The following is a 19,797-nucleotide window of genomic DNA, read 5'->3' as shown; positions in this document are numbered from 1 at the left end:
TGATGGGCACCATGGGCGCAGCCGCCGTGGGCGCCGTCGCGGGCTCGATGGCCGGCAATGCCCTGGCCGGCGGCACCGCCAGCGACAAGGATGCCAAAGCCAAGCAAGCCGAAGCGGCCGAAAAGGAAGCCAAGGAGCTGCAGCGCAAGGCCGACGAAGCCAAGGCCAAGGCCGAGGCGGCGCGCGCAGCCGCCAAATAAAGGGCAGGCCCGGGGCGCCGGGCCAGATTTACTCCTGCGCGCGCGGCCCCAGCCCCGCGGCCGCGCGCAGGGGCTCGAGCAGTTCCGACAGGCCGTTATGGTCGATCTCGTGCATCAGCGCCAATAGGCGCCCGATGTCGCCGCGCGGGAAGCCGGTCCGCGCAAACCAGTTCAGATAGTTGCCGGGCAGATCGGCAATAATCCGGCCCTGGTATTTGCCATAGGGCATGGTCACCGTCACCAGGCGCTGCAGCTGGTCCGGATCCATCAGCCGCCCGCGCGCTTGACCCGGTGGCCAAGCTTCTTCAGGGCCTCAAGGACGCGCTCCACATGGTCGCCCTGCACTTCGATCACCCCGTCCTTGACGGTGCCGCCGCTGCCGCACGCGGCCTTGAGCTGCTTGCCCAGCTGCACCAGCCCGGCTTCATCGAGCGGCACCCCCTTGACCAGCGTGACCGCCTTGCCGCCGCGCCCCTTGGTTTCGCGCGAGACGCGCACGGTGCCGTCGCCCGCAGGCACCGGCTTGGCCGCCTTGCACAGGCACTGCGCCACGGGCTGGCGGCAGGCCGGGCACATGCGCCCCGCTTCGGTGGAATAGACGAGCCCGCCGAGGTCACTCAAACGCATGGCCGCCTTTCACTTCTTCAGCATGTGGAAATTCAAGAGGCGAGTCGCCAGTACGGTCTCGACCATGAAGCACAGCAGCGCCAGCACGAACGACACCACGCCGGCCAGAAAGCCCGTCACCGCCAGGCGCACGGCCTCCAGGCCCATGGTTTCGCCCAGGAACAGCAGGATGATGGTCAGCCCGATGAGCACCGCGCACAACGTCAGCAGGCCGATGCTGCCGTTGGCAATGCGCCCGCGCAGGCGCAGCTGCCCCAGCTCGGTGTAGGCGCGCTGCACGAAGTCCTCGTCTTTCGAGACGCGGGCACGCTCTTCGACCGTGCGCGCGCGGTCGATGATGCGCGCCAGGCGCCCGGCCACTGCGCCGATCATGCCGGCCACGGCGGTGAGCAAGAACACGGGCGCCACGGCCAGCTGAATGCCGTGGGTGATGTTGGTCGAGTCGAAGGCAAAGTTCATGGCGTAGGTGCAGGAGGGCTGGGGGCGAGCGCAATGGGGAGCGATTATCGGGCAGCACTGCGCCGTGGCGCACAATCCCGGCTTAGCGACCGCAGGCCCCGCGCCTCCGGTCTGAACCCTTTTTGCGCCACATTCCATGCCTTTTGCTTCCCTCGGCCTTTCCCCGGCCCTCGCCCGCGCTGCCAGCGACCTGGGCTTTGCCGCGCCCACGCCCATCCAGGCGCAGGCCATTCCGGCCATCCTGCGCGGCGCCGATGTCTGGGCCTCGGCACAGACCGGCTCGGGCAAGACCGCCGCCTTTGCCCTGCCCGCGCTGCAACAGCACCAGGATGTGCTGCTGGCCCAGCCGCGCTCCGGGGGCGCACGCCGCGTCCACACCCTGGTCGTCGTGCCCACGCGCGAACTGGCCGCGCAGGTCGGCGAAGTGCTGCGCAGCCTGGGCCAGCACCTGGCGCAGCCGCCCAAGGTGGCGGTGGTGTTCGGGGGCGTATCGATCAACCCGCAGATGATGGCGCTGCGCGGCGGCGCCGACATGGTGGTGGCCACGCCCGGGCGCCTGCTCGATCTGGTCGAGCACAACGCGCTCAAGCTCGCCAGCGTGCAGCTGTTGGTGCTCGACGAGGCCGACCGCCTGCTCGACCTGGGCTTTGCCGACGAATTGAACCGCGTGCTGGCCCTGCTGCCGGCACGGCGGCAGACCCTGTTCTTCTCGGCCACGTTTCCCGACAGCGTGCAGGCGCTGGCCGGCAGCCTGCTGCGCGACCCGGTGCGCGTGGAAGTGGCCACACTCGAGGCCGGCGCGGACGGCGGCGCCACCATCCTGCAACGCGCCATTGCCGTGGACAGCAGCCGGCGCACGCAGCTGCTGCTGCAATTGATCAAGCAAGAGGGTTGGGAGCGTGTGCTGGTGTTCGTCGCTACCAAATACACCGCCGAGCATGTGGCCGAGAAGCTCTACCGTGCGAAGGTTTTTGCCACGCCTTTCCATGGCGACCTGGGCCAGGGGGCGCGCCAGCAGGTGCTCGACGAATTCAAGGCCGACCGCTGGCAGGTGGTCGTGACCACCGACCTGGCCGCGCGCGGCATCGACATCGCGCAACTGCCCGTGGTGGTGAACTACGACCTGCCGCGCTCGGCGGTCGACTACCTCCACCGCATCGGCCGCACCGGGCGCGCGGGCGAAAGCGGCCTGGCGGTGAGCTTTGTCATGCCCGCCAGCGAGGCGCATTGGCATTTGATTGAAAAGCGCCAGGGCCTGAGCCTGCCGCTGGAGCAGATCGCAGGCTTCGAGCCCACCGAGGTGGCGCCGCCGCCCGCCAGCGGCGCTGGCGGCGTGAAAGGCCTGCGCCCCAGCAAGAAGGACAAGCTGCGTGCTGCCCAGGCGGCCGCCGCAGCCGGCAATCCCGGCGAGTCCCCAGCCAACGACTGAACGCTGGCGGGCGCCGCCCGCCTCAATCGCCCATGAAGGGTGCGGCCGTGGGAGGCTCTGCGACCGCGCCGTCTGCGGGCGGCGGCGCCTTGCGGTGGCCGTGGCAGGCCAGAATCTCCATGTAGAACTGCGTGCCCCCGTCTTTGGCCAGAGCATCGACCAGGCCGATCAGCTCGCCCACGCGCGCCGGCACCGCCGCCTCCTGGGTGGGGCCGAATTTGCAATCAAAGTCCCAGTAGTCAACGCTCTCGGGCAGCGCACGGCTGCGTTCGCGCTTGAGGTATTTGCGGATTTCGTGCTTGGTGGCATCGAGCACGCGGTCGGGGTTTTTGCCTTCGGGGCGGAGCTGGAATGTTTTGCGCATGGAAAGTGTCCTTCAGTGCAGAGAAATCGCCCTGGGTGGACGCGGTAGGGGCGTGATGATACGGCGCTCCGCTTGCCCCCAGGCCGCGCGCGTTATCCTGGGGCAGAACTTGGACCTTTATGCACACCACCCACCCCACCCCCAGCAAGGAGCAGATCGCGCTGCTCGCCCCGTTCGAGCGCCTGGGCCTTGACCGCATCGACCTGGTGGCCACGCCCGGGCAGGCCGAAAAAGCCTGCGCCACACTGCGGGCTGCGCCGGTGTGGGGCTTTGACACCGAATCCAAGCCAACCTTCGTGAAAGACCAGGCCTCCGACGGCCCGCACATCGTGCAGCTCGCCACGCTGGAGCGCGCTTGGGTGTTCCAGCTGCACGACCCCGACTGCCGTGCGCTGGTGGCCGGCTTGCTGGTGCAGCCCGGCGTGACCAAGGCCGGCTTTGGCCTCGGGGACGACCGCCGGCGCATCAGCGCCAAACTGGGCGTGGAACCGGCCGACGTGCTGGAGCTCAACACGGTGTTCCGCCAGCGCGGCTACCGCAAGGACATGGGCGTCAAGGGCGCGGTGGCGGTGCTGTTCCAGCAGCGCTTCCTGAAGTCGAAAAAGGCCGCCACCTCGAACTGGGCCAACCCGCGCCTGACCGAATCACAATTGCTGTATGCCGCCAACGACGCATGGGCAGCAGCGCGCGTGTTCGAGGCGCTGGGGCTCTCGGGCCAGCGTGGGGCCACCGTCGCCGGCCCCCAAGCGCACAACGGCGCTCGCCCTGCGCCCGCATCCGTGCCGTCCTAGGGCGCGGTCTTGCCCTCATCGTCCACCGCCAAGCCCAATTCCTGGATCTTGCGCGTGATGGTGTTGCGCCCGATGCCCAGGCGCTGCGCGGCCTCCATCCGCCGACCCTGTGTGGCCGCCAGCGCGCTGCGGATCAGGCAAGACTCGAAACGGCGCGCCAGCACATCCCACACCGCGCCGGGCGCGCTGTCCAGCAGCGCCTGCGCTTCGCTGGTGAGGGCCTCCTCCCAGCCCCCCTCACTGGCGGGCAGCACCTGCGGCGCGGCCTGCGGGGGCTCGGCGGGGCGCTCGGGCGGCTCCGCCGCAGCGACCGGCACGGCCGCACTCTGCCCAGGCAGCGCGGGGACGGCCGCCAACACCTCGGGCGGCAGGTCCTGCTCGGAGACCACCTGGGCGGGCGCCATCACCGTGAGCCAGTGGCAGATGTTTTCCAGCTGGCGCACATTGCCCGGGTAGCCGAACTGCGCGAGCCGCGCCAGCGCCGCTTCGGTCATGCGCTTGGGCTCCACGCCGAGCTGGCGGGCACTTTGCTGCAGGAAGTGGCGCGTGAGCATGGGCACGTCTTCGTGGCGCTCGCGCAGCGCCGGCAGGCGCAGGCGAATGACGTTGAGACGGTGGTACAGGTCTTCCCGGAACGCCCCGTCCTGAACGCGCTGCTCAAGGTCCTGGTGGGTGGCGGCAATCACGCGCACATGGGCCTTGACGGCGCTGTGCCCGCCGACGCGGTAGAAGTGCCCATCGGAGAGCACGCGCAGCAGGCGCGTCTGCAGGTCGAACGGCATGTCGCCGATTTCGTCCAGAAATAGCGTGCCGCCCTCGGCTTGCTCGAAGCGCCCGCGGCGCTGGGTCTGGGCTCCGGTGAAGGCGCCGCGCTCATGGCCGAACAGCTCGGACTCGAGCAGATCCTTCGGGATGGCGGCGGTGTTGATTGCCACGAACGGGCCCCCCGCCACCGGAGAATGCTTGTGCAGTGCCCGCGCCACCAGCTCCTTGCCCGAACCCGACTCCCCCGTGATCAGCACCGTGACCTGGCTCTGGCTCAGGCGCCCGATGGCGCGGAACACATCCTGCATGGCGCTTGCCTGGCCGAGCATTTCGGGAGCCGCCTCCTGGCTGTCCTGGGCCACGTCCTCGCGCTGGCTTTCCTGCACGGCGCGGCGGATCAGCTCCACCGCCTTGGGCACGTCAAAAGGCTTGGGCAGGTATTCAAAGGCGCCGCGCTGGAAGGCCGACACGGCGCTGTCCAGATCGGAATACGCGGTCATGATGATGACCGGCAGGCCCGGCTGCAACGCATGGACCTTTTCAAGCAGCTGCAGGCCCGAGCCGCCGGGCATGCGGATGTCGCTCACCAACACCTGCGGGCCCGGCGGGGCACTCTCGCCGGCGCCCACCTCGGCCAAGGCGTCGAGCACCTCGCGGGGGTGGCTGAAGCTTCGCGTGGGCAGGTTTTCGCGCGCCAGCGCCTTCTCGAGCACGAAGCGGATTGAGGGGTCGTCATCGGCTATCCAGATCGGCTTCATGGCGGAGTTTCTCGCGGGTGGCTACTAGGCCGGTCTCAGGGCAAGGGGATCAGGATGCGAAAGTCGGTGCGCCCGGGCGTGCTGTCGCATTCGATCATTCCGTGGTGGCGCTGCACAAAGGTTTGCGCCAGCGTCAGCCCCAGGCCCGAGCCTCCGTCCCGGCCCGAGACCAGGGGGTAAAAAATGCGCTCCCGGAGGGCTTCGGGCACGCCGGGTCCGTTGTCGATGACATGCAATTCCAATGCCAGCCTGTGGCGCTCGCGCCCCAGCGTGATCTGCCGGGCCACGCGCGTGCGCAGCGTGATGCAGGCATCGCCCTGCGCCATGCGCTGCGCCAGTGCCTGGGCCGCGTTCTGCACCACATTGAGCAGCGCCTGGATGAGCTGCGCGCGGTCGCCGCGAAACTCGGGGATGGAAATGTCGTAGTCCTGCTCTATGCGCAGGCCTTGCGGGTGCTCGGCCAGGACCAGCGAACGCACGCGCTCGCACACCTCATGGATGTTGACGTCGCCCACCTCGTGCGGGTGCCGGTGCGGCGCCAGCAGCCGGTCGACCAGGCTTTGCAGGCGGTCGGCCTCGTGGATGATGACCTGGGTGTATTCGGCGAGGTCGGGACTCGCCAGCTCCATCTCCAGCAGCTGCGCCGCGCCGCGGATGCCGCCCAGCGGGTTCTTGATTTCGTGGGCCAGGTTGCGGATCAGCTCCTTGTGCGCCTGCGCCTGCTCGCGCAGGCGCTCCTCGCGGTCCTGGCGCGCCTGCTGCTCCAGTGGCCACAGCTCCACCAGCACTTCGCCGGGCAGCTCGGCCTCCGCCACGCTCACATGCACGGGCACGGCCTCGTGGTGCAGGCGTTTGAGGCTCCCTTCAAAACGCAGCGCGGCGAAATCGTGGCTGCGGGCGCCTTCCAGCGCCGTCTGCAGGAGAGCAGGGTCGGTGAAGAATTGGGCGAAGTCCACGCCTTCGAGCGTGCGCCGCGACAGGCCGAGCACATTCTCCAGCGCCGCGTTGGCAAACAGCACGGCCCCGTCGGAATGCAATACCGCCACCAGCAAGGACAGCAGGTCCAGCGGCTGAAAGCGGCTGGACGCCGCGGGGTGTTCTGCGCCGGCTTTCACCCGCTTGTTCGCTTATCTGCTGGCCGGACCCAGGCGGCCCAGTTCGCGCCGGATGCCGGCAATGTCGCTCTCGGTCCGGGCCAGGTTGGCCTTGATCTCGGCCGTGCGCTCCATGTAGCGCTGGGGATTGCGCAGGTCCAGCGCATTGCGCTCGGGCTCGCCGTTGTTGTATTCCCTCCTCAGCTCGGCCAGCCGGGTTTCCGCCTTGCGCAGCTCGGACTCCAGGATCACCCGTGCATCGGCATCGCGAGCGCGCTGGTCGCTGTTGTCGACGCGCGGTGCGCTGGGGGGAGACGCCGAGGCCGCTGCGCCGGGCGCCTGTGCGGCGGGCGCATTCGGGCGCGCACCTTGCAGCACGGTCACATTGCCGCCTTCGACCAGTTTGCAGCCGCGCTCCTTGGCCTGGCTGGCGTTGTTGGTGTATTCGTTGCCGCAGCGGTAGATGCGGTCTTGCGCCCAGGCGGACGGCACCAGAACGGCAACCGCCAGCCAGGGCAACAGCAATGTAGAAAAGGGACGTTTCATCAGGGTTCCTCGCATCGGACGTGCAGGCTTGTCTCTGAGTATCCCCCAAACCTCCCACCCAAACCCAGCGCGGGCGCGGGTGGCCCCACTCCGCCTGACCTGAGCCAGAGGGAGGTGGCGGCGCCGCACGGGTTCCCGAGGCCAGCACCATAGAAAAAGGCGGTGCAAGCACCGCCTTGGCTCAGTCCGGGGCCTCTGGGGGCCCATCGCTCAGAGCGAGTAGTACATGTCGTACTCGACCGGGTGCACCGCCTGGCGGAAGCGCGACACCTCACCCATCTTCAGCTCGATGTAGGCATCGATCATGTTCTCGGAGAACACACCTCCCTTGGTCAGGAAGGCGCGGTCTGCGTCGAGGGCGTCGAGTGCCTGGTCGAGGCTGTGGCAGACGGTGGGCACCAGCTTGTCTTCTTCGGGCGGCAGGTGGTAGAGGTCCTTGGTGGCGGCTTCGCCCGGATGGATCTTGTTTTCCACACCGTCGAGGCCAGCCATCAGCAGCGCGGCAAAACCCAGATAGGGGTTCATCAGCGGATCGGGGAAACGTGCCTCCACGCGGCGGCCCTTGGGGTTCGACACATAGGGAATGCGGATCGACGCCGAGCGGTTCTTGGCCGAGTAGGCCAGTTTCACCGGGGCCTCGAAATGCGGCACCAGGCGCTTGTAGCTGTTGGTGCCGGGGTTGGTGATGGCGTTGAGTGCGCGCGCGTGCTTGATGATGCCGCCGATGTAGTACAGCGCATAATCCGACAGACCGGCATAGCCGTCACCCGCGAACAGGTTCTTGCCATCCTTCCAGACCGACTGGTGCACGTGCATGCCCGAACCGTTGTCGCCCGCATAGGGCTTGGGCATGAAGGTGGCGGTCTTGCCATAGGTGTTGGCCACGTTGTGGATCACGTATTTCTGCAACATGGTCCAGTCGGCGCGCTGCACCAGGGTGCTAAAGCGCGTGCCGATTTCGTTCTGGCCGGCGCCCGCCACTTCATGGTGGAACACCTCGACTGGGATCCCCAGGGATTCGAGGACCAACGCCATTTCGGCACGCAGGTTGTGCGTGCTGTCGACCGGTGGCACGGGGAAGTAGCCACCCTTGACGGTGGGGCGGTGGCCGCGGTTGCCGCCTTCGAGGTCGCGGCCCGAGTTCCAGGGGGCCTCGTATTCTTCGATCTCGTACATCACCTTGCCGGGCTCGTTGCTCCAGCGCACGCCGTCGAAGATGAAGAATTCGGGCTCCGGTCCAAAGTAGGCGGTGTCGCCCAGGCCCGAGGCCTTGAGGTAGGCTTCAGCGCGCTTGGCGATGGAGCGCGGATCGCGGTCGTAGGCCTTGCCGTCGCTGGGCTCAATGACGTCGCAGCTCAGGATCAGCGTGGGCTCTTCATAGAACGGGTCGATATTGGCCGTGTTCGGGTCGGGAATGAGCTGCATGTCCGATGCTTCGATACCCTTCCAGCCGGCAATCGACGAGCCATCAAACGCATGGCCGGACGAGAACTTGTCTTCGTCGAAATGCGACACCGGCACCGTAGTGTGGTGCTGTTTGCCAAGGGTGTCGGTGAAACGGAAATCGACGAACTTGACTTCGTTCTCCTTCACCATCTTCATGACGTCTGCAACGGTCTGGGCCATCGGGTTCTCCTGGAAAAAACGTTGGTTGTTTAGGGGTATATCGACAATATGCAAAGTGCATGCCAACTCTGCGCCGCACGGACGTAATTGTCAGCACGTCTTTCCAGCCTCACTTGCCGCACCACTGTGGTGCGCAACGGAGGCCCGGCAGAACCTCACAGTTTGCGCACCAATTCGGGGCCACAGTTTGCACCGATTTGGTGCAGACTTGCCCGCAAGTCGGTCCATGCCGCGGGAACCAGCTCTGCAGGCCCCTTGACGCCCAGCTCGATGTGGCGGCCGTGCACAGGGTGATCGACGCTCGGCAGGCTGAAGACACGCACTGGCGCGTGGTCGCGTTCGATGCGTTCCATCAAGGGCGTGAGGGCCGCTTCCATGGCGCCGAACACCAGCACCGAGTGCTCCACCTGCGGCGCACGGTGGAACAGGTGGGCGCAATGCTGGTCCAACACCCATTCGATCATCGGCCACGCCATCACAGGAAACCCGGGCACAAAATGCACGCTGGCGCCACTGGGTGCGCTGCAGCTGAAGCCCGGAATCTTGTTGTAGGGGTTGGGAATGACGCGCGCCCCCGCAGGAAACACGCCCATGTTGAGCCGGTGGACATTGTCCGCGCTGTCTGGATCGTACGGGTGGCCCTGCTCGCGCGCCACGTCCTGCATGCGCTCGCGGATCAGCGCCTCGGCCTGCGGGTGCAGCGCCAGCTCTACCCCGAGCGCGCGGGCAGCGCACTGGCGCGTATGGTCGTCCGGCGTTGCGCCTATGCCCCCGGTGCTGAAGACCACATCGCTGGAAGCGAAGGCCCGCTCCAGGGTGACCGTGATGCGGGCAGGGTCGTCTCCGACATAGTCGGCATACGCCAGTGCCAAGCCGCGCGCGGCCAGCAGCTCGATGACCTTGGGCAAATGCTTGTCCGCCCGCTTGCCCGACAGGATCTCGTCGCCCACGACGATGAGGCCAAATGCAGAGGTCATGGTGCAGGGGATTCCGGTGAAGCCAAAGGAGGGATGGGTGCCGAGCTGCCCGCGCCGGGCAACGGCAGCCCCGTGGAGGAGATTTGCGGCGCGCCAGGGGGTACGGGCAGCGACTGCGCACGCAGTTGCTCCAGCGCTGCAAGGCCGAAGTGCGCGAACCACAGCGACGAAAACGCAAACACCAGCGTATAAATCCAGATCGCCAGGGGTATCAGGATAAAAAAGGCGGCCGCAAACACCACACCCGAGGCCCAGACGACGGCTGGAGCCGCGCCGAGGTAACCGCAGAGCACGCCCATGGCCAGCAAGGGCACACGGTGGCGCTGGAACAGCTCCTTGCGCTCGGCTTTGCTCGCATGCTCGGCCAACGCGTCAAACGCCATGACCCGGTAGGTCAACCAGCCCCAGATCAACGGCGGCAACACCAGCACCAGCGGAGGAATCAGCCACAGCGGCAGGGATACGGCAAGGGCCACCAAGGCCAGTAGCGTGGCGCCAAGCGACCATCCCAGGCTCGCCAGCAGCGAGCCTCCTTTCTTGCGCTCCAGCCCGGCAAAGCGCCGCTGCGCGACCAAGGCCACCAGCGCAGGGGCCATGAGCAGGGCCACGGCGAGCACGGAGACCACCACGATCACCGGGGTGACGGCGGCGACCACGATCAGCGGCGCCACGAACGCCGTGGCGTTGTCCAGGCCCCAGCGCTGCAGCCAGCCCCAGATGGTGCCCAGCCAGCCGGGCGCCTCCAGCAGCGCGCGCACGCCCTGCACTGCGGGATCCCAGTAGAAATACCCCAGTCCCAGCGCCAGCGCGCCCATGAGCAGCAGCGGCAGCAGCGACAGCGCGATCACACGCGGGTGCATGCAATACGCCACCGCGCGCCAAAAGGAGTCGAGCAACAGGGCCATGGATGGAAATCGGCTTCGCATCACCTGAAAGCGCCCAAGCATACCTGCGTCGCAGGCTGCGCGCATCGAGGCGCTACGCTCGCCCCGCCAACCGCAGCAGGCCGCGCCACTGCTGCGCCCAGAACCCCTGGCCATAGTCGCGCACGCGGCCGTCCGGGCCCGGCTCGACCTGGTCGCGCAAGCCGGTGGGGCCAAAGCGCCGCTCAAAATTGGCCGTGCCGAACAGCATGTCCCAGCACGGCAAAAGCACGCCAAAGTTGCTCCCGCGTGCGCTGCGGTGGCTCTGCGCCTGGGCGATGGCATGGTGCATGCGGTGAAAGCGCGGGCTGATCCACAGGCGCTCGCCCACGCGGCCAAACCACAGCCGCAGGTTGGCGTGCTGGAAGCTCTCGCTCAACTGAGTGATCGCCACAATGGCCACGAATTGCCCAGGCGCCACGCCAATGAGCTGCGCCGCGACGACGATGAGGCTGTCGCGCAGCACGTCGTCGAGCAGGTGGTTGCGGTTGTCGCTCCACATCGTCATCTGGCGCTGCGAATGGTGCAGTGCGTGCAAACGCCACCACCATTCAAACCGGTGCTGACCGCGGTGGATCCAGTAATCGAGCAGATCGAACGCCACCAAATACAGCAGCAGACTGGCCCAGGGACCATCGGTCACACCGGGCCAGACGCTGTCGAGCTGGAACGTGTGCATCCCGCCTACGCGCAAGCGCCCGAACACGCTGTCCCACAAGGGATCGATCGCAAAGAACAGGCACAGCCTGAACAGCCCCAAGCGGTGCAGCAGGGTGTAGACGATGTCGGTGCGCACTGCGGCACGGTCGGCCAGTGGCTCCACGGGCCGCCAGCGTTGCAGCGGCGCGAACAGACAAACGATCACCAGCAATTGCAGAATGCCGACCAGCAGCCACCCTGTGGCGCGGTATCCATCCTCCAGGAAGCTGGCCAGGCCGGCAGCGAACATCAGCGGCTGCACCACGGCTTCAAACAGCCATTGCTGCACGGTATCAAATGAGGTCGTCCACCATTCCATGGCTGTCTTGTCCTTGGTTTGAGTGCCGTGTCGTCAGGGCTTCGGTGCCGTCCAGATGGGGTAGTCCGGGTGCTCGCGCAAGGTGCGGAAACAAAAACCCCGCTCCTTCAGCCCCACGATGAGCGGCTCCAACACGGCCGGCGCCCATGGATCTTTGCGCGACCAGATGCCCAGATGGGCCAGCAAGATATCGCCACTGCGGATGTTCTTGAGTGCCTGCTGCAGCAGCATCTGGTTGCTGTAGCGCTCGCTGGGCAGTTCGTCCCCCAGGAAACCGTCCGCAGACCAGCCCACATGGGCATAACCGCACGAGCGCGCTGCCGCCAACAAGCGCGCCGACGTCTTTCCACCGGGCGCGCGAAACAGCGGCAGGGCCAGTTGACCGGTCACCGCCTGCAGGCGGCGCGCTGCCTGTGCAATGTCGTCGCAGTACTGCGCCGCGGTCACGGTGAACTCCTGTCCGGCGCGGCTCCCGGCCGATGGGCGCACCCGAAACGCCGGCGCAGCATCCGTGCCGGCGTCCGCCCGCCAATAAGTATGGTTCCAGGTGTGGGAGGCAAACGCGTGGCCCTCTGCTGCGCGGGCTCGCCACCAAGGTGCCCAGTGCTCTCCCAGGCTGCCGTCGCCTTGCTTGCTGGGCTCGTTTGCGGCAAAAAAAGTCACGCGCACATGCTGGCGCTGCAGCACCTCGGCCACCAGCGGCGCCACCTCCATATGCCCGGTGTCAAAGGTGAGGTACAGCGGCTTTTTGCAGTCAATTTGGCCCATAACGCCCATGGGGTAAGCGCCTGCAGCTATCAATAATGAAGCAACAATGCAGCTCCGCCGCTGCCGGGTCCGCTCAGCGTGGCGCGTGCGCAAGTGTCCAGACACCATGGGGAGACTTCCCGACCTTGACCTGGCGCACCACCTGGCGCGCCTCGGTGTCGATGACCGTCAGCTTGCGCGCCCAGCGGGAGCTGACGTAAATCCAGCGGCCGTCGGCCGAAACATCCATGCAGTCGGGACCGCCAGGCGCCGGGTAGCTGGCCACCACCTCGCCGTTCAGCATGTTGATCTTGCTGATGGTGTTGGCCACGCGGTTGCTCACGTACAGATGGCGCTGGTCTCCGGCCGCACGGAAAGCATGCGCGCCGTTCCCGGTCTTGATGACCCTGAGGCTGCGCGGTTCGCGCCCTGAAATATCAAAAACCTCCACGCCATCGCCGCCCGTGAGACCAACGAAGAGCTGCCGACCGTCCGGGCTGCCGTACACATCGGCCGGCATCGGGCCCGTGCGGGTACGCGACAAAATGGTTTGGCTGGCGATGTCGATCACCACCAGTTCGTCGCTGTCCTGCATCGAAGCGTAGACCCGCCGGCTGGTAGCATCAATCCACAAATGGCTTGGGGTTCGTCCGGTGGACACGCGCTGCACCAGGCTCAGTTCTTTGCCATCCCAGCGGTAGAAATCCACATGGTCGAGCCGGTTGCCTGCAGTAATGAGCCACTTCATGTCGGGTGTGAACCGCAAGTGGTATGGGTCGACAATGCCACGCACCGTGCGCTGAACCTGCGCAGTGCGCGGGTCGATGAAGGTCAGCGAATCCCCCAGCGCATTGGCGATGATGAGCGACTTCTCATCGGGCGTAAGGTAGAGGTGGTGCGGCTCCTTGCCCGTCGGAATGCGCGATGTCTCTTGCCATGTCTGCGGGTCGATCACGCTGACGCTCGCATCCAGGGAATTGAGCACGAAAAGGGGCGGTGGGGCCGCATAAGCCAGTCCGGCCGACCCCATCAGTAGCACCGCAGCGATTCGGCGAAATGCGCGCATAAATATCTTCACAGAAGCTTTCAAAGCAGCAGGGAGTGTAGCTGCGCGCCTCCGGTGCGGCGCGCGTAGAATGGGATTCTGGCGTCGTCGTTATGCAACGGCCTGCAGCTTCTGCAAATCTTCCTGGTCAAGCCAGCGCCACTGGCCCGGCTCCAAATTCGCAGGAAGCTCCAGCGCGCCGATGCGCGAACGGTGCAGCGCTTCCACACGGTTGCCGACAGCAGCCATCATGCGCTTGACCTGGTGGTATTTGCCCGCCGTCAGTGTCAGGTCGAGCCGATGCTCACCGACCAAGGCACATGCTGCCGCGCAAACGGGCTTAGGGTCATCGTCCAAGACCACGCCGGCCAGAAGACGATCTATCTGCTCCGGCCCAACAGGGTGCTTGGTGGTGATCTGATAAACCTTGGGCACATGCTTCTTCGGGGAACTCATGCGATGGATGAACTGGCCATCGTCGCTGAGCAGCAACAAGCCCGTCGTATCCTGGTCGAGGCGCCCGACCGCCTGCACGCCCTGTACCGCGCTCTTGCTGGGCCGCAAACGCAAGGGCGATGGCAGCAGCGTGTAAATGCTGGGATAGGTGGAGGGTTTTTGCGAGCACTCAGTTCCAGCTGGCTTGTGCAGCAACACATAGGCTTTGGCGTGATAGTCCCAATCCACGCCTTGTACGCGAAGCCGCAAGCCTTCCACGGGGAACTCGGCCGCAGCATCGGTACACAGGGCAGGCGCCTGCCCTGAAGGCTGTCCATACACTTCCACCCACCCCTGCTGTACAAGACCCGCACACACACGGCGGGTCCCAAACCCCTGGGAATAGAGAATATCCTGCAGTTGCATAGCCAGTCCGAATGAAAAGAGTCAGCACAAAACGCAGAAACGCCCCCCTCATTGCTGAGGGGGGCGCGACTGGGCTGTAAGAGCCTGACGATGACCTACTTTCACACGGGAACCCGCACTATCATCGGCGCGAAGTCGTTTCACTGTCCTGTTCGGGATGGGAAGGAGTGGGACCGACTTGCTATGGTCATCAGGCATAACTGGGTGCCTGGCTGATCTTTGGATCAACCGGGCGAATTCATAGAGTTTGGAATCAGCTTGTTTTATTTGACTGCGTCAACTTGGCATAACGACCTTGATCGATTTGATCAAAGTTATAGGGTCAAGCCGCACGAGCAATTAGTACTGGTTAGCTTAATGCATTGCTGCACTTCCACACCCAGCCTATCAACGTCCTGGTCTTGAACGACTCTTTAGGGGGGTCAAGCCCCCGGCAGATCTCATCTTGAAACGAGTTTCCCGCTTAGATGCTTTCAGCGGTTATCTCTTCCACACTTAGCTACTCGGCAATGCCACTGGCGTGACAACCGATACACCAGAGGTGTGTCCACTCCGGTCCTCTCGTACTAGGAGCAGGCTTCCTCAAATCTGCAGCGCCCACGGAAGATAGGGACCAAACTGTCTCACGACGTTTTAAACCCAGCTCACGTACCTCTTTAAATGGCGAACAGCCATACCCTTGGGACCGGCTACAGCCCCAGGATGAGATGAGCCGACATCGAGGTGCCAAACACCGCCGTCGATATGAACTCTTGGGCGGTATCAGCCTGTTATCCCCAGAGTACCTTTTATCCGTTGAGCGATGGCCCTTCCATACAGAACCACCGGATCACTATGTCCTGCTTTCGCATCTGCTCGACTTGTCAGTCTCGCAGTTAAGCACGCTTATGCCATTGCACTATCGTCACGATGTCCGACCGTAACTAGCGTACCTTCGAACTCCTCCGTTACGCTTTGGGAGGAGACCGCCCCAGTCAAACTGCCTACCATGCACTGTCCCCGATCCCGATAAGGGACCTGGGTTAGAACCTCAAACACACCAGGGTGGTATTTCAACGTTGGCTCCATGTGATCTAGCGACCACACTTCAAAGCCTCCCACCTATCCTACACAGATCTGTTCAAAGTCCAATACAAAGCTACAGTAAAGGTTCATGGGGTCTTTCCGTCTTTCCGCGGGGAGATTGCATCATCACAAACATTTCAACTTCGCTGAGTCTCTGGAGGAGACAGTGTGGCCATCGTTACGCCATTCGTGCAGGTCGGAACTTACCCGACAAGGAATTTCGCTACCTTAGGACCGTTATAGTTACGGCCGCCGTTTACTGGGACTTCAATCAAGAGCTTGCACCCCATCATTTAATCTTCCAGCACCGGGCAGGCGTCACACCCTATACGTCCACTTTCGTGTTTGCAGAGTGCTGTGTTTTTATTAAACAGTCGCAGCCACCGATTTTTTGCAACCCCTTTGGGCTCCCTTTGTTCAAGTTCACCTACTTGGGGCATACCTTCTCCCGAAGTTACGGTATCAATTTGCCGAGTTCCTTCTCCAGAGTTCTCTCAAGCGCCTTAGAATACTCATCTCGCGCACCAGTGTCGGTTTGCGGTACGGTCGTCAATAGCTGAAGCTTAGTGGCTTTTCCTGGAAGCAGGGTATCACTCACTTCGTCTGCAAGCAGACTCGTTATCACCCCTCATCTTAGCCCGGCGGATTTGCCTACCGGGCACGACTACAGGCTTGAACCAACATATCCAACAGTTGGCTGAGCTAACCTTCTCCGTCCCCACATCGCACTATTGATCGGTACAGGAATATTGACCTGTTTCCCATCAGCTACGCATCTCTGCCTCGCCTTAGGGGCCGACTCACTCTACGCCGATGAACGTTGCGTAGAAAACCTTGCGCTTACGGCGAGGGGGCTTTTCACCCCCTTTAACGCTACTCATGTCAGCATTCGCACTTCTGATACCTCCAGCATCCATTACCAGACACCTTCACAGGCCTACAGAACGCTCTCCTACCACGTGCAATAAATTGCACATCCGCAGCTTCGGTAACTGGCTTAGCCCCGTTACATCTTCCGCGCAGGACGACTCGATCAGTGAGCTATTACGCTTTCTTTAAATGATGGCTGCTTCTAAGCCAACATCCTGACTGTTTTAGCCTTCCCACTTCGTTTCCCACTTAGCCAATTTTAGGGACCTTAGCTGGCGGTCTGGGTTGTTTCCCTCTTGAGTCCGGACGTTAGCACCCGGTGCTCTGTCTCCCAAGCTGTACTCGTCGGTATTCGGAGTTTGCATAGGTTTGGTAAGTCGCCATGACCCCCTAGCCTAAACAGTGCTCTACCCCCGACGGTAATACTTGAGGCACTACCTAAATAGTTTTCGGAGAGAACCAGCTATTTCCAAGTTTGTTTAGCCTTTCGCCCCTATCCACAGCTCATCCCCTAGTTTTGCAACACTAGTGGGTTCGGACCTCCAGTACCTGTTACGGCACCTTCATCCTGGCCATGGATAGATCACTTGGTTTCGGGTCTACACCCAGCGACTATGTTCGCCCTATTCGGACTCGATTTCTCTACGGCTTCCCTATTCGGTTAACCTTGCCACTGAATGTAAGTCGCTGACCCATTATACAAAAGGTACGCAGTCACCCCTTGCGAGGCTCCTACTTTTTGTAAGCATGCGGTTTCAGGATCTATTTCACTCCCCTCCCGGGGTTCTTTTCGCCTTTCCCTCACGGTACTGGTTCACTATCGGTCGATGATGAGTATTTAGCCTTGGAGGATGGTCCCCCCATATTCAGACAGGATTTCTCGTGTCCCGCCCTACTTGTCTGCAGCCTAGTACCACATGTCGGTTTTCGCATACAGGGCTATCACCTGCTATGGCCGGGCTTTCCATCCCATTTTGCTAACCGTCGTGCTATCACTGCAAGGCTTGTCCGATTTCGCTCGCCACTACTTTCGGAATCTCGGTTGATGTCTTTTCCTCGAGCTACTGAGATGTTTCAGTTCACCCGGTTCGCCTCGCAACCCTATGTATTCAGGTTGCGATACCCCGAAGGGTGGGTTTCCCCATTCAGAAATCTCCGGATCAAAGCTTATTTGCCAGCTCCCCGAAGCTTATCGCAGGCTATCACGTCTTTCGTCGCCTATCATCGCCAAGGCATCCACCACATGCTCTTAGTCACTTGACCCTATAACTTTGACGTCTCTTAACGAAACATCTCCATTTTCTTTCAAGGACTTGCCAGGTCTTTCACCCGGCGCGTTATGCCGTAATCAACTACGGCTCTTTCGAGCCTTCATCGTATTACTTTTGAATTTCAAAGCTAGTTTGAATATTCGTTTTGACGCAATCAAAAATTCTTGTTGCTGATGGCACGGTCTGCACTAAACCTTTACGAATGTGCAGTTTCCATCAGCAACGCTGATTCGACTCTATGAATTTTTAAAGAACAGCCGATTGATCGATTGATATCGATCAACATCAAAGCAGCCTTTTGCAAAGCTGCTTTGGTGTTGATTCACCGCCCTTGCGGGCGCATCGTGTTGGTTGGTGGAGGATGACGGGATCGAACCGACGACCCCCTGCTTGCAAAGCAGGTGCTCTCCCAGCTGAGCTAATCCCCCAGGAATCGCATTGTCGTGTCGCCCCTGGACTGCAGCACTTGGTGGGTCTGGGTGGTCTCGAACCACCGACCCCCGCCTTATCAAGACGGTGCTCTAACCAACTGAGCTACAGACCCAAGCCGGCCACTGCCGTCGACAGGCACTTATCGCACCCGCCGCTTTGCAGCGACTTCTTCCAACAACCGATAAGTGTGGGCGTTCAAATTGAATTGCAGTTTTCCAGAAAGGAGGTGATCCAGCCGCACCTTCCGATACGGCTACCTTGTTACGACTTCACCCCAGTCACGAACCCTGCCGTGGTAATCGCCCTCCTTGCGGTTAGGCTAACTACTTCTGGCAGAACCCGCTCCCATGGTGTGACGGGCGGTGTGTACAAGACCCGGGAACGTATTCACCGTGACATTCTGATCCACGATTACTAGCGATTCCGACTTCACGCAGTCGAGTTGCAGACTGCGATCCGGACTACGACTGGCTTTATGGGATTAGCTCCCCCTCGCGGGTTGGCAACCCTTTGTACCAGCCATTGTATGACGTGTGTAGCCCCACCTATAAGGGCCATGAGGACTTGACGTCATCCCCACCTTCCTCCGGTTTGTCACCGGCAGTCCCATTAGAGTGCCCAACTGAATGTAGCAACTAATGGCAAGGGTTGCGCTCGTTGCGGGACTTAACCCAACATCTCACGACACGAGCTGACGACAGCCATGCAGCACCTGTGTTATGGCTCTCTTTCGAGCACAATCGCGTCTCTGCGATCTTCCATACATGTCAAAGGTGGGTAAGGTTTTTCGCGTTGCATCGAATTAAACCACATCATCCACCGCTTGTGCGGGTCCCCGTCAATTCCTTTGAGTTTTAACCTTGCGGCCGTACTCCCCAGGCGGTCAACTTCACGCGTTAGCTTCGTTACTGAGAAAGTGAATTCCCAACAACCAGTTGACATCGTTTAGGGCGTGGACTACCAGGGTATCTAATCCTGTTTGCTCCCCACGCTTTCGTGCATGAGCGTCAGTGCAGGCCCAGGGGATTGCCTTCGCCATCGGTGTTCCTCCGCATATCTACGCATTTCACTGCTACACGCGGAATTCCATCCCCCTCTGCCGCACTCCAGCTATGCAGTCACTAATGCAGTTCCCAGGTTGAGCCCGGGGATTTCACATCTGTCTTACATAACCGCCTGCGCACGCTTTACGCCCAGTAATTCCGATTAACGCTTGCACCCTACGTATTACCGCGGCTGCTGGCACGTAGTTAGCCGGTGCTTATTCTTACGGTACCGTCATGGGCCCTCTTTATTAGAGAAGACCTTTTCGTTCCGTACAAAAGCAGTTTACAACCCGAAGGCCTTCATCCTGCACGCGGCATGGCTGGATCAGGCTTTCGCCCATTGTCCAAAATTCCCCACTGCTGCCTCCCGTAGGAGTCTGGGCCGTGTCTCAGTCCCAGTGTGGCTGGTCGTCCTCTCAGACCAGCTACAGATCGTCGGCTTGGTAAGCTTTTATCCCACCAACTACCTAATCTGCCATCGGCCGCTCCGTCCGCGCAAGGCCCTTGCGGGTCCCCTGCTTTCATCCGTAGATCGTATGCGGTATTAGCACAGCTTTCGCTGCGTTATCCCCCACGATCGGGCACGTTCCGATGTATTACTCACCCGTTCGCCACTCGTCAGCATCCGAAGACCTGTTACCGTTCGACTTGCATGTGTAAGGCATGCCGCCAGCGTTCAATCTGAGCCAGGATCAAACTCTACAGTTCGATCTTGTGTTTTTTGCCCCTTGCGGGGCCACTCAAAAAATCAAGAATTGAAGTGAACTTCACTTCTTTACTCTCATGAGCGTTTAAAGTCTTGCGACTTGAGTTCCAAAGAACTTGGCAATCGCCTTCAAACGCCCACGCTTATCGGCTGTATATTTTTAAGGTTCCTGGCAGA

General features: G+C 62.4%; 16 protein-coding genes, 2 tRNA genes, 3 rRNA genes and 1 pseudogene. 3 read left to right on the top strand and 19 right to left on the bottom strand.

The features are described 5' to 3' along the window. Window positions 1–200, top strand: a pseudogene (locus B2J86_RS17655) (ABC transporter substrate-binding protein); the annotation flags it as partial. 28 nt (window positions 201–228) lie between these two features. On the opposite strand, the gene B2J86_RS17650 reads toward B2J86_RS17655, so the two are convergent. From B2J86_RS17650 to B2J86_RS17640, 3 genes are read right to left on the bottom strand one after another with little or no spacing between them, the layout of a single operon-like run. Further along, entirely contained in the window at window positions 229–468 is a 240-nt protein-coding gene (locus B2J86_RS17650; protein ID WP_173026264.1) for a DUF3820 family protein, read from the bottom strand. Beyond that, a complete protein-coding gene (locus B2J86_RS17645) occupies window positions 468–827 on the bottom strand; it encodes a translation initiation factor Sui1 (RefSeq protein WP_169167278.1) in 360 nt (119 codons plus the stop codon). The genes B2J86_RS17650 and B2J86_RS17645 overlap by 1 nt, the downstream gene beginning before the upstream one ends. Window positions 828–836: 9 nt before the next feature. After that, on the bottom strand, window positions 837–1,286 hold the full coding sequence (locus tag B2J86_RS17640; protein ID WP_169167279.1) for a DUF2721 domain-containing protein: 450 nt from the start codon (window positions 1,284–1,286) through the stop codon (window positions 837–839). A 136-nt stretch (window positions 1,287–1,422) separates the two neighbouring features. Here B2J86_RS17640 and B2J86_RS17635 point away from each other — a divergent pair, with 136 nt between their 5' ends. Further along, on the top strand, window positions 1,423–2,715 hold the full coding sequence (locus B2J86_RS17635) for a DEAD/DEAH box helicase (protein ID WP_173026263.1): 1,293 nt from the start codon (window positions 1,423–1,425) through the stop codon (window positions 2,713–2,715). Between the two features lie 22 nt (window positions 2,716–2,737). On the opposite strand, the gene B2J86_RS17630 is transcribed toward B2J86_RS17635, so the two are convergent. Continuing rightward, on the bottom strand, window positions 2,738–3,079 hold the full coding sequence (locus tag B2J86_RS17630; RefSeq protein ID WP_173026262.1) for a DUF6172 family protein: 342 nt from the start codon (window positions 3,077–3,079) through the stop codon (window positions 2,738–2,740). 119 nt (window positions 3,080–3,198) lie between these two features. Here B2J86_RS17630 and B2J86_RS17625 point away from each other — a divergent pair, with 119 nt between their 5' ends. Continuing rightward, window positions 3,199–3,870, top strand: a complete 672-nt coding sequence (locus B2J86_RS17625; RefSeq protein ID WP_173026261.1) for a 3'-5' exonuclease — start codon at window positions 3,199–3,201, stop codon at window positions 3,868–3,870. On the opposite strand, the gene ntrC is transcribed toward B2J86_RS17625, so the two are convergent. The 15 genes from ntrC to B2J86_RS17550 all read right to left on the bottom strand — a co-directional run bounded on the left by ntrC (window position 3,867) and on the right by B2J86_RS17550 (window position 19,622). Next, entirely contained in the window at window positions 3,867–5,393 is a 1,527-nt protein-coding gene (gene ntrC / locus B2J86_RS17620) for a nitrogen regulation protein NR(I) (protein WP_173026260.1), read from the bottom strand. The genes B2J86_RS17625 and ntrC overlap by 4 nt on opposite strands. Before the next feature lie 35 nt (window positions 5,394–5,428). After that, a complete protein-coding gene (gene glnL / locus B2J86_RS17615) occupies window positions 5,429–6,451 on the bottom strand; it encodes a nitrogen regulation protein NR(II) (protein WP_173026265.1) in 1,023 nt (340 codons plus the stop codon). Window positions 6,452–6,520: 69 nt separating this feature from the next. Next, window positions 6,521–7,033: a hypothetical protein gene (locus B2J86_RS17610; protein ID WP_173026259.1), complete on the bottom strand. Its 513-nt coding sequence runs from the start codon at window positions 7,031–7,033 to the stop codon at window positions 6,521–6,523. A gap of 210 nt (window positions 7,034–7,243) precedes the next feature. Beyond that, window positions 7,244–8,659: a type I glutamate--ammonia ligase gene (glnA, locus tag B2J86_RS17605; RefSeq protein ID WP_169167285.1), complete on the bottom strand. Its 1,416-nt coding sequence runs from the start codon at window positions 8,657–8,659 to the stop codon at window positions 7,244–7,246. 155 nt (window positions 8,660–8,814) lie between these two features. Further along, window positions 8,815–9,636 carry a molybdopterin-binding protein gene (locus tag B2J86_RS17600; RefSeq protein WP_173026258.1) on the bottom strand — a complete coding sequence of 274 codons (822 nt, stop codon included), beginning with the start codon at window positions 9,634–9,636 and terminating at the stop codon, window positions 8,815–8,817. Further along, window positions 9,633–10,541, bottom strand: a complete 909-nt coding sequence (locus B2J86_RS17595; protein ID WP_173026257.1) for an EI24 domain-containing protein — start codon at window positions 10,539–10,541, stop codon at window positions 9,633–9,635. The genes B2J86_RS17600 and B2J86_RS17595 overlap by 4 nt, the downstream gene beginning before the upstream one ends. Window positions 10,542–10,614: 73 nt before the next feature. Continuing rightward, a complete protein-coding gene (locus B2J86_RS17590; protein ID WP_173026256.1) occupies window positions 10,615–11,577 on the bottom strand; it encodes a sterol desaturase family protein in 963 nt (320 codons plus the stop codon). 33 nt (window positions 11,578–11,610) lie between these two features. Then, the gene (locus tag B2J86_RS17585; RefSeq protein WP_173026255.1) at window positions 11,611–12,453 is read right to left on the bottom strand and encodes a polysaccharide deacetylase family protein; all 843 of its coding nucleotides are present in this window, start codon (window positions 12,451–12,453) and stop codon (window positions 11,611–11,613) included. Further along, window positions 12,419–13,390 (bottom strand): beta-propeller fold lactonase family protein, encoded by a 972-nt coding sequence (locus B2J86_RS17580; protein ID WP_173026254.1) that lies wholly within the window; start codon window positions 13,388–13,390, stop codon window positions 12,419–12,421. Before B2J86_RS17580 ends, B2J86_RS17585 begins: the two co-directional genes overlap by 35 nt. Before the next feature lie 90 nt (window positions 13,391–13,480). Further along, window positions 13,481–14,230, bottom strand: coding sequence for a 16S rRNA pseudouridine(516) synthase (locus B2J86_RS17575; RefSeq protein ID WP_169167291.1), 750 nt, complete (start codon window positions 14,228–14,230; stop codon window positions 13,481–13,483). An 82-nt stretch (window positions 14,231–14,312) separates the two neighbouring features. Continuing rightward, window positions 14,313–14,425, bottom strand: a 5S ribosomal RNA gene (gene rrf, locus B2J86_RS17570). A 123-nt stretch (window positions 14,426–14,548) separates the two neighbouring features. Beyond that, window positions 14,549–17,428: ribosomal RNA gene (locus B2J86_RS17565) — 23S ribosomal RNA — on the bottom strand. Window positions 17,429–17,788: 360 nt separating this feature from the next. Further along, a tRNA-Ala gene (locus B2J86_RS17560) sits at window positions 17,789–17,864 on the bottom strand. Window positions 17,865–17,903: 39 nt separating this feature from the next. Then, window positions 17,904–17,980, bottom strand: a tRNA-Ile gene (locus B2J86_RS17555). A 107-nt stretch (window positions 17,981–18,087) separates the two neighbouring features. Continuing rightward, a 16S ribosomal RNA gene (locus B2J86_RS17550) occupies window positions 18,088–19,622 on the bottom strand. Together the 16S, 23S and 5S rRNA genes with 2 tRNA genes alongside form the textbook arrangement of a ribosomal RNA operon. Window positions 19,623–19,797 lie beyond the last annotated feature (175 nt).

Source organism: Acidovorax sp. SRB_14 (genome assembly GCF_012932145.1).
Taxonomy (GTDB): domain Bacteria; phylum Pseudomonadota; class Gammaproteobacteria; order Burkholderiales; family Burkholderiaceae_C; genus Simplicispira.
This window is presented reverse-complemented; position numbering and strand designations above follow the sequence as displayed.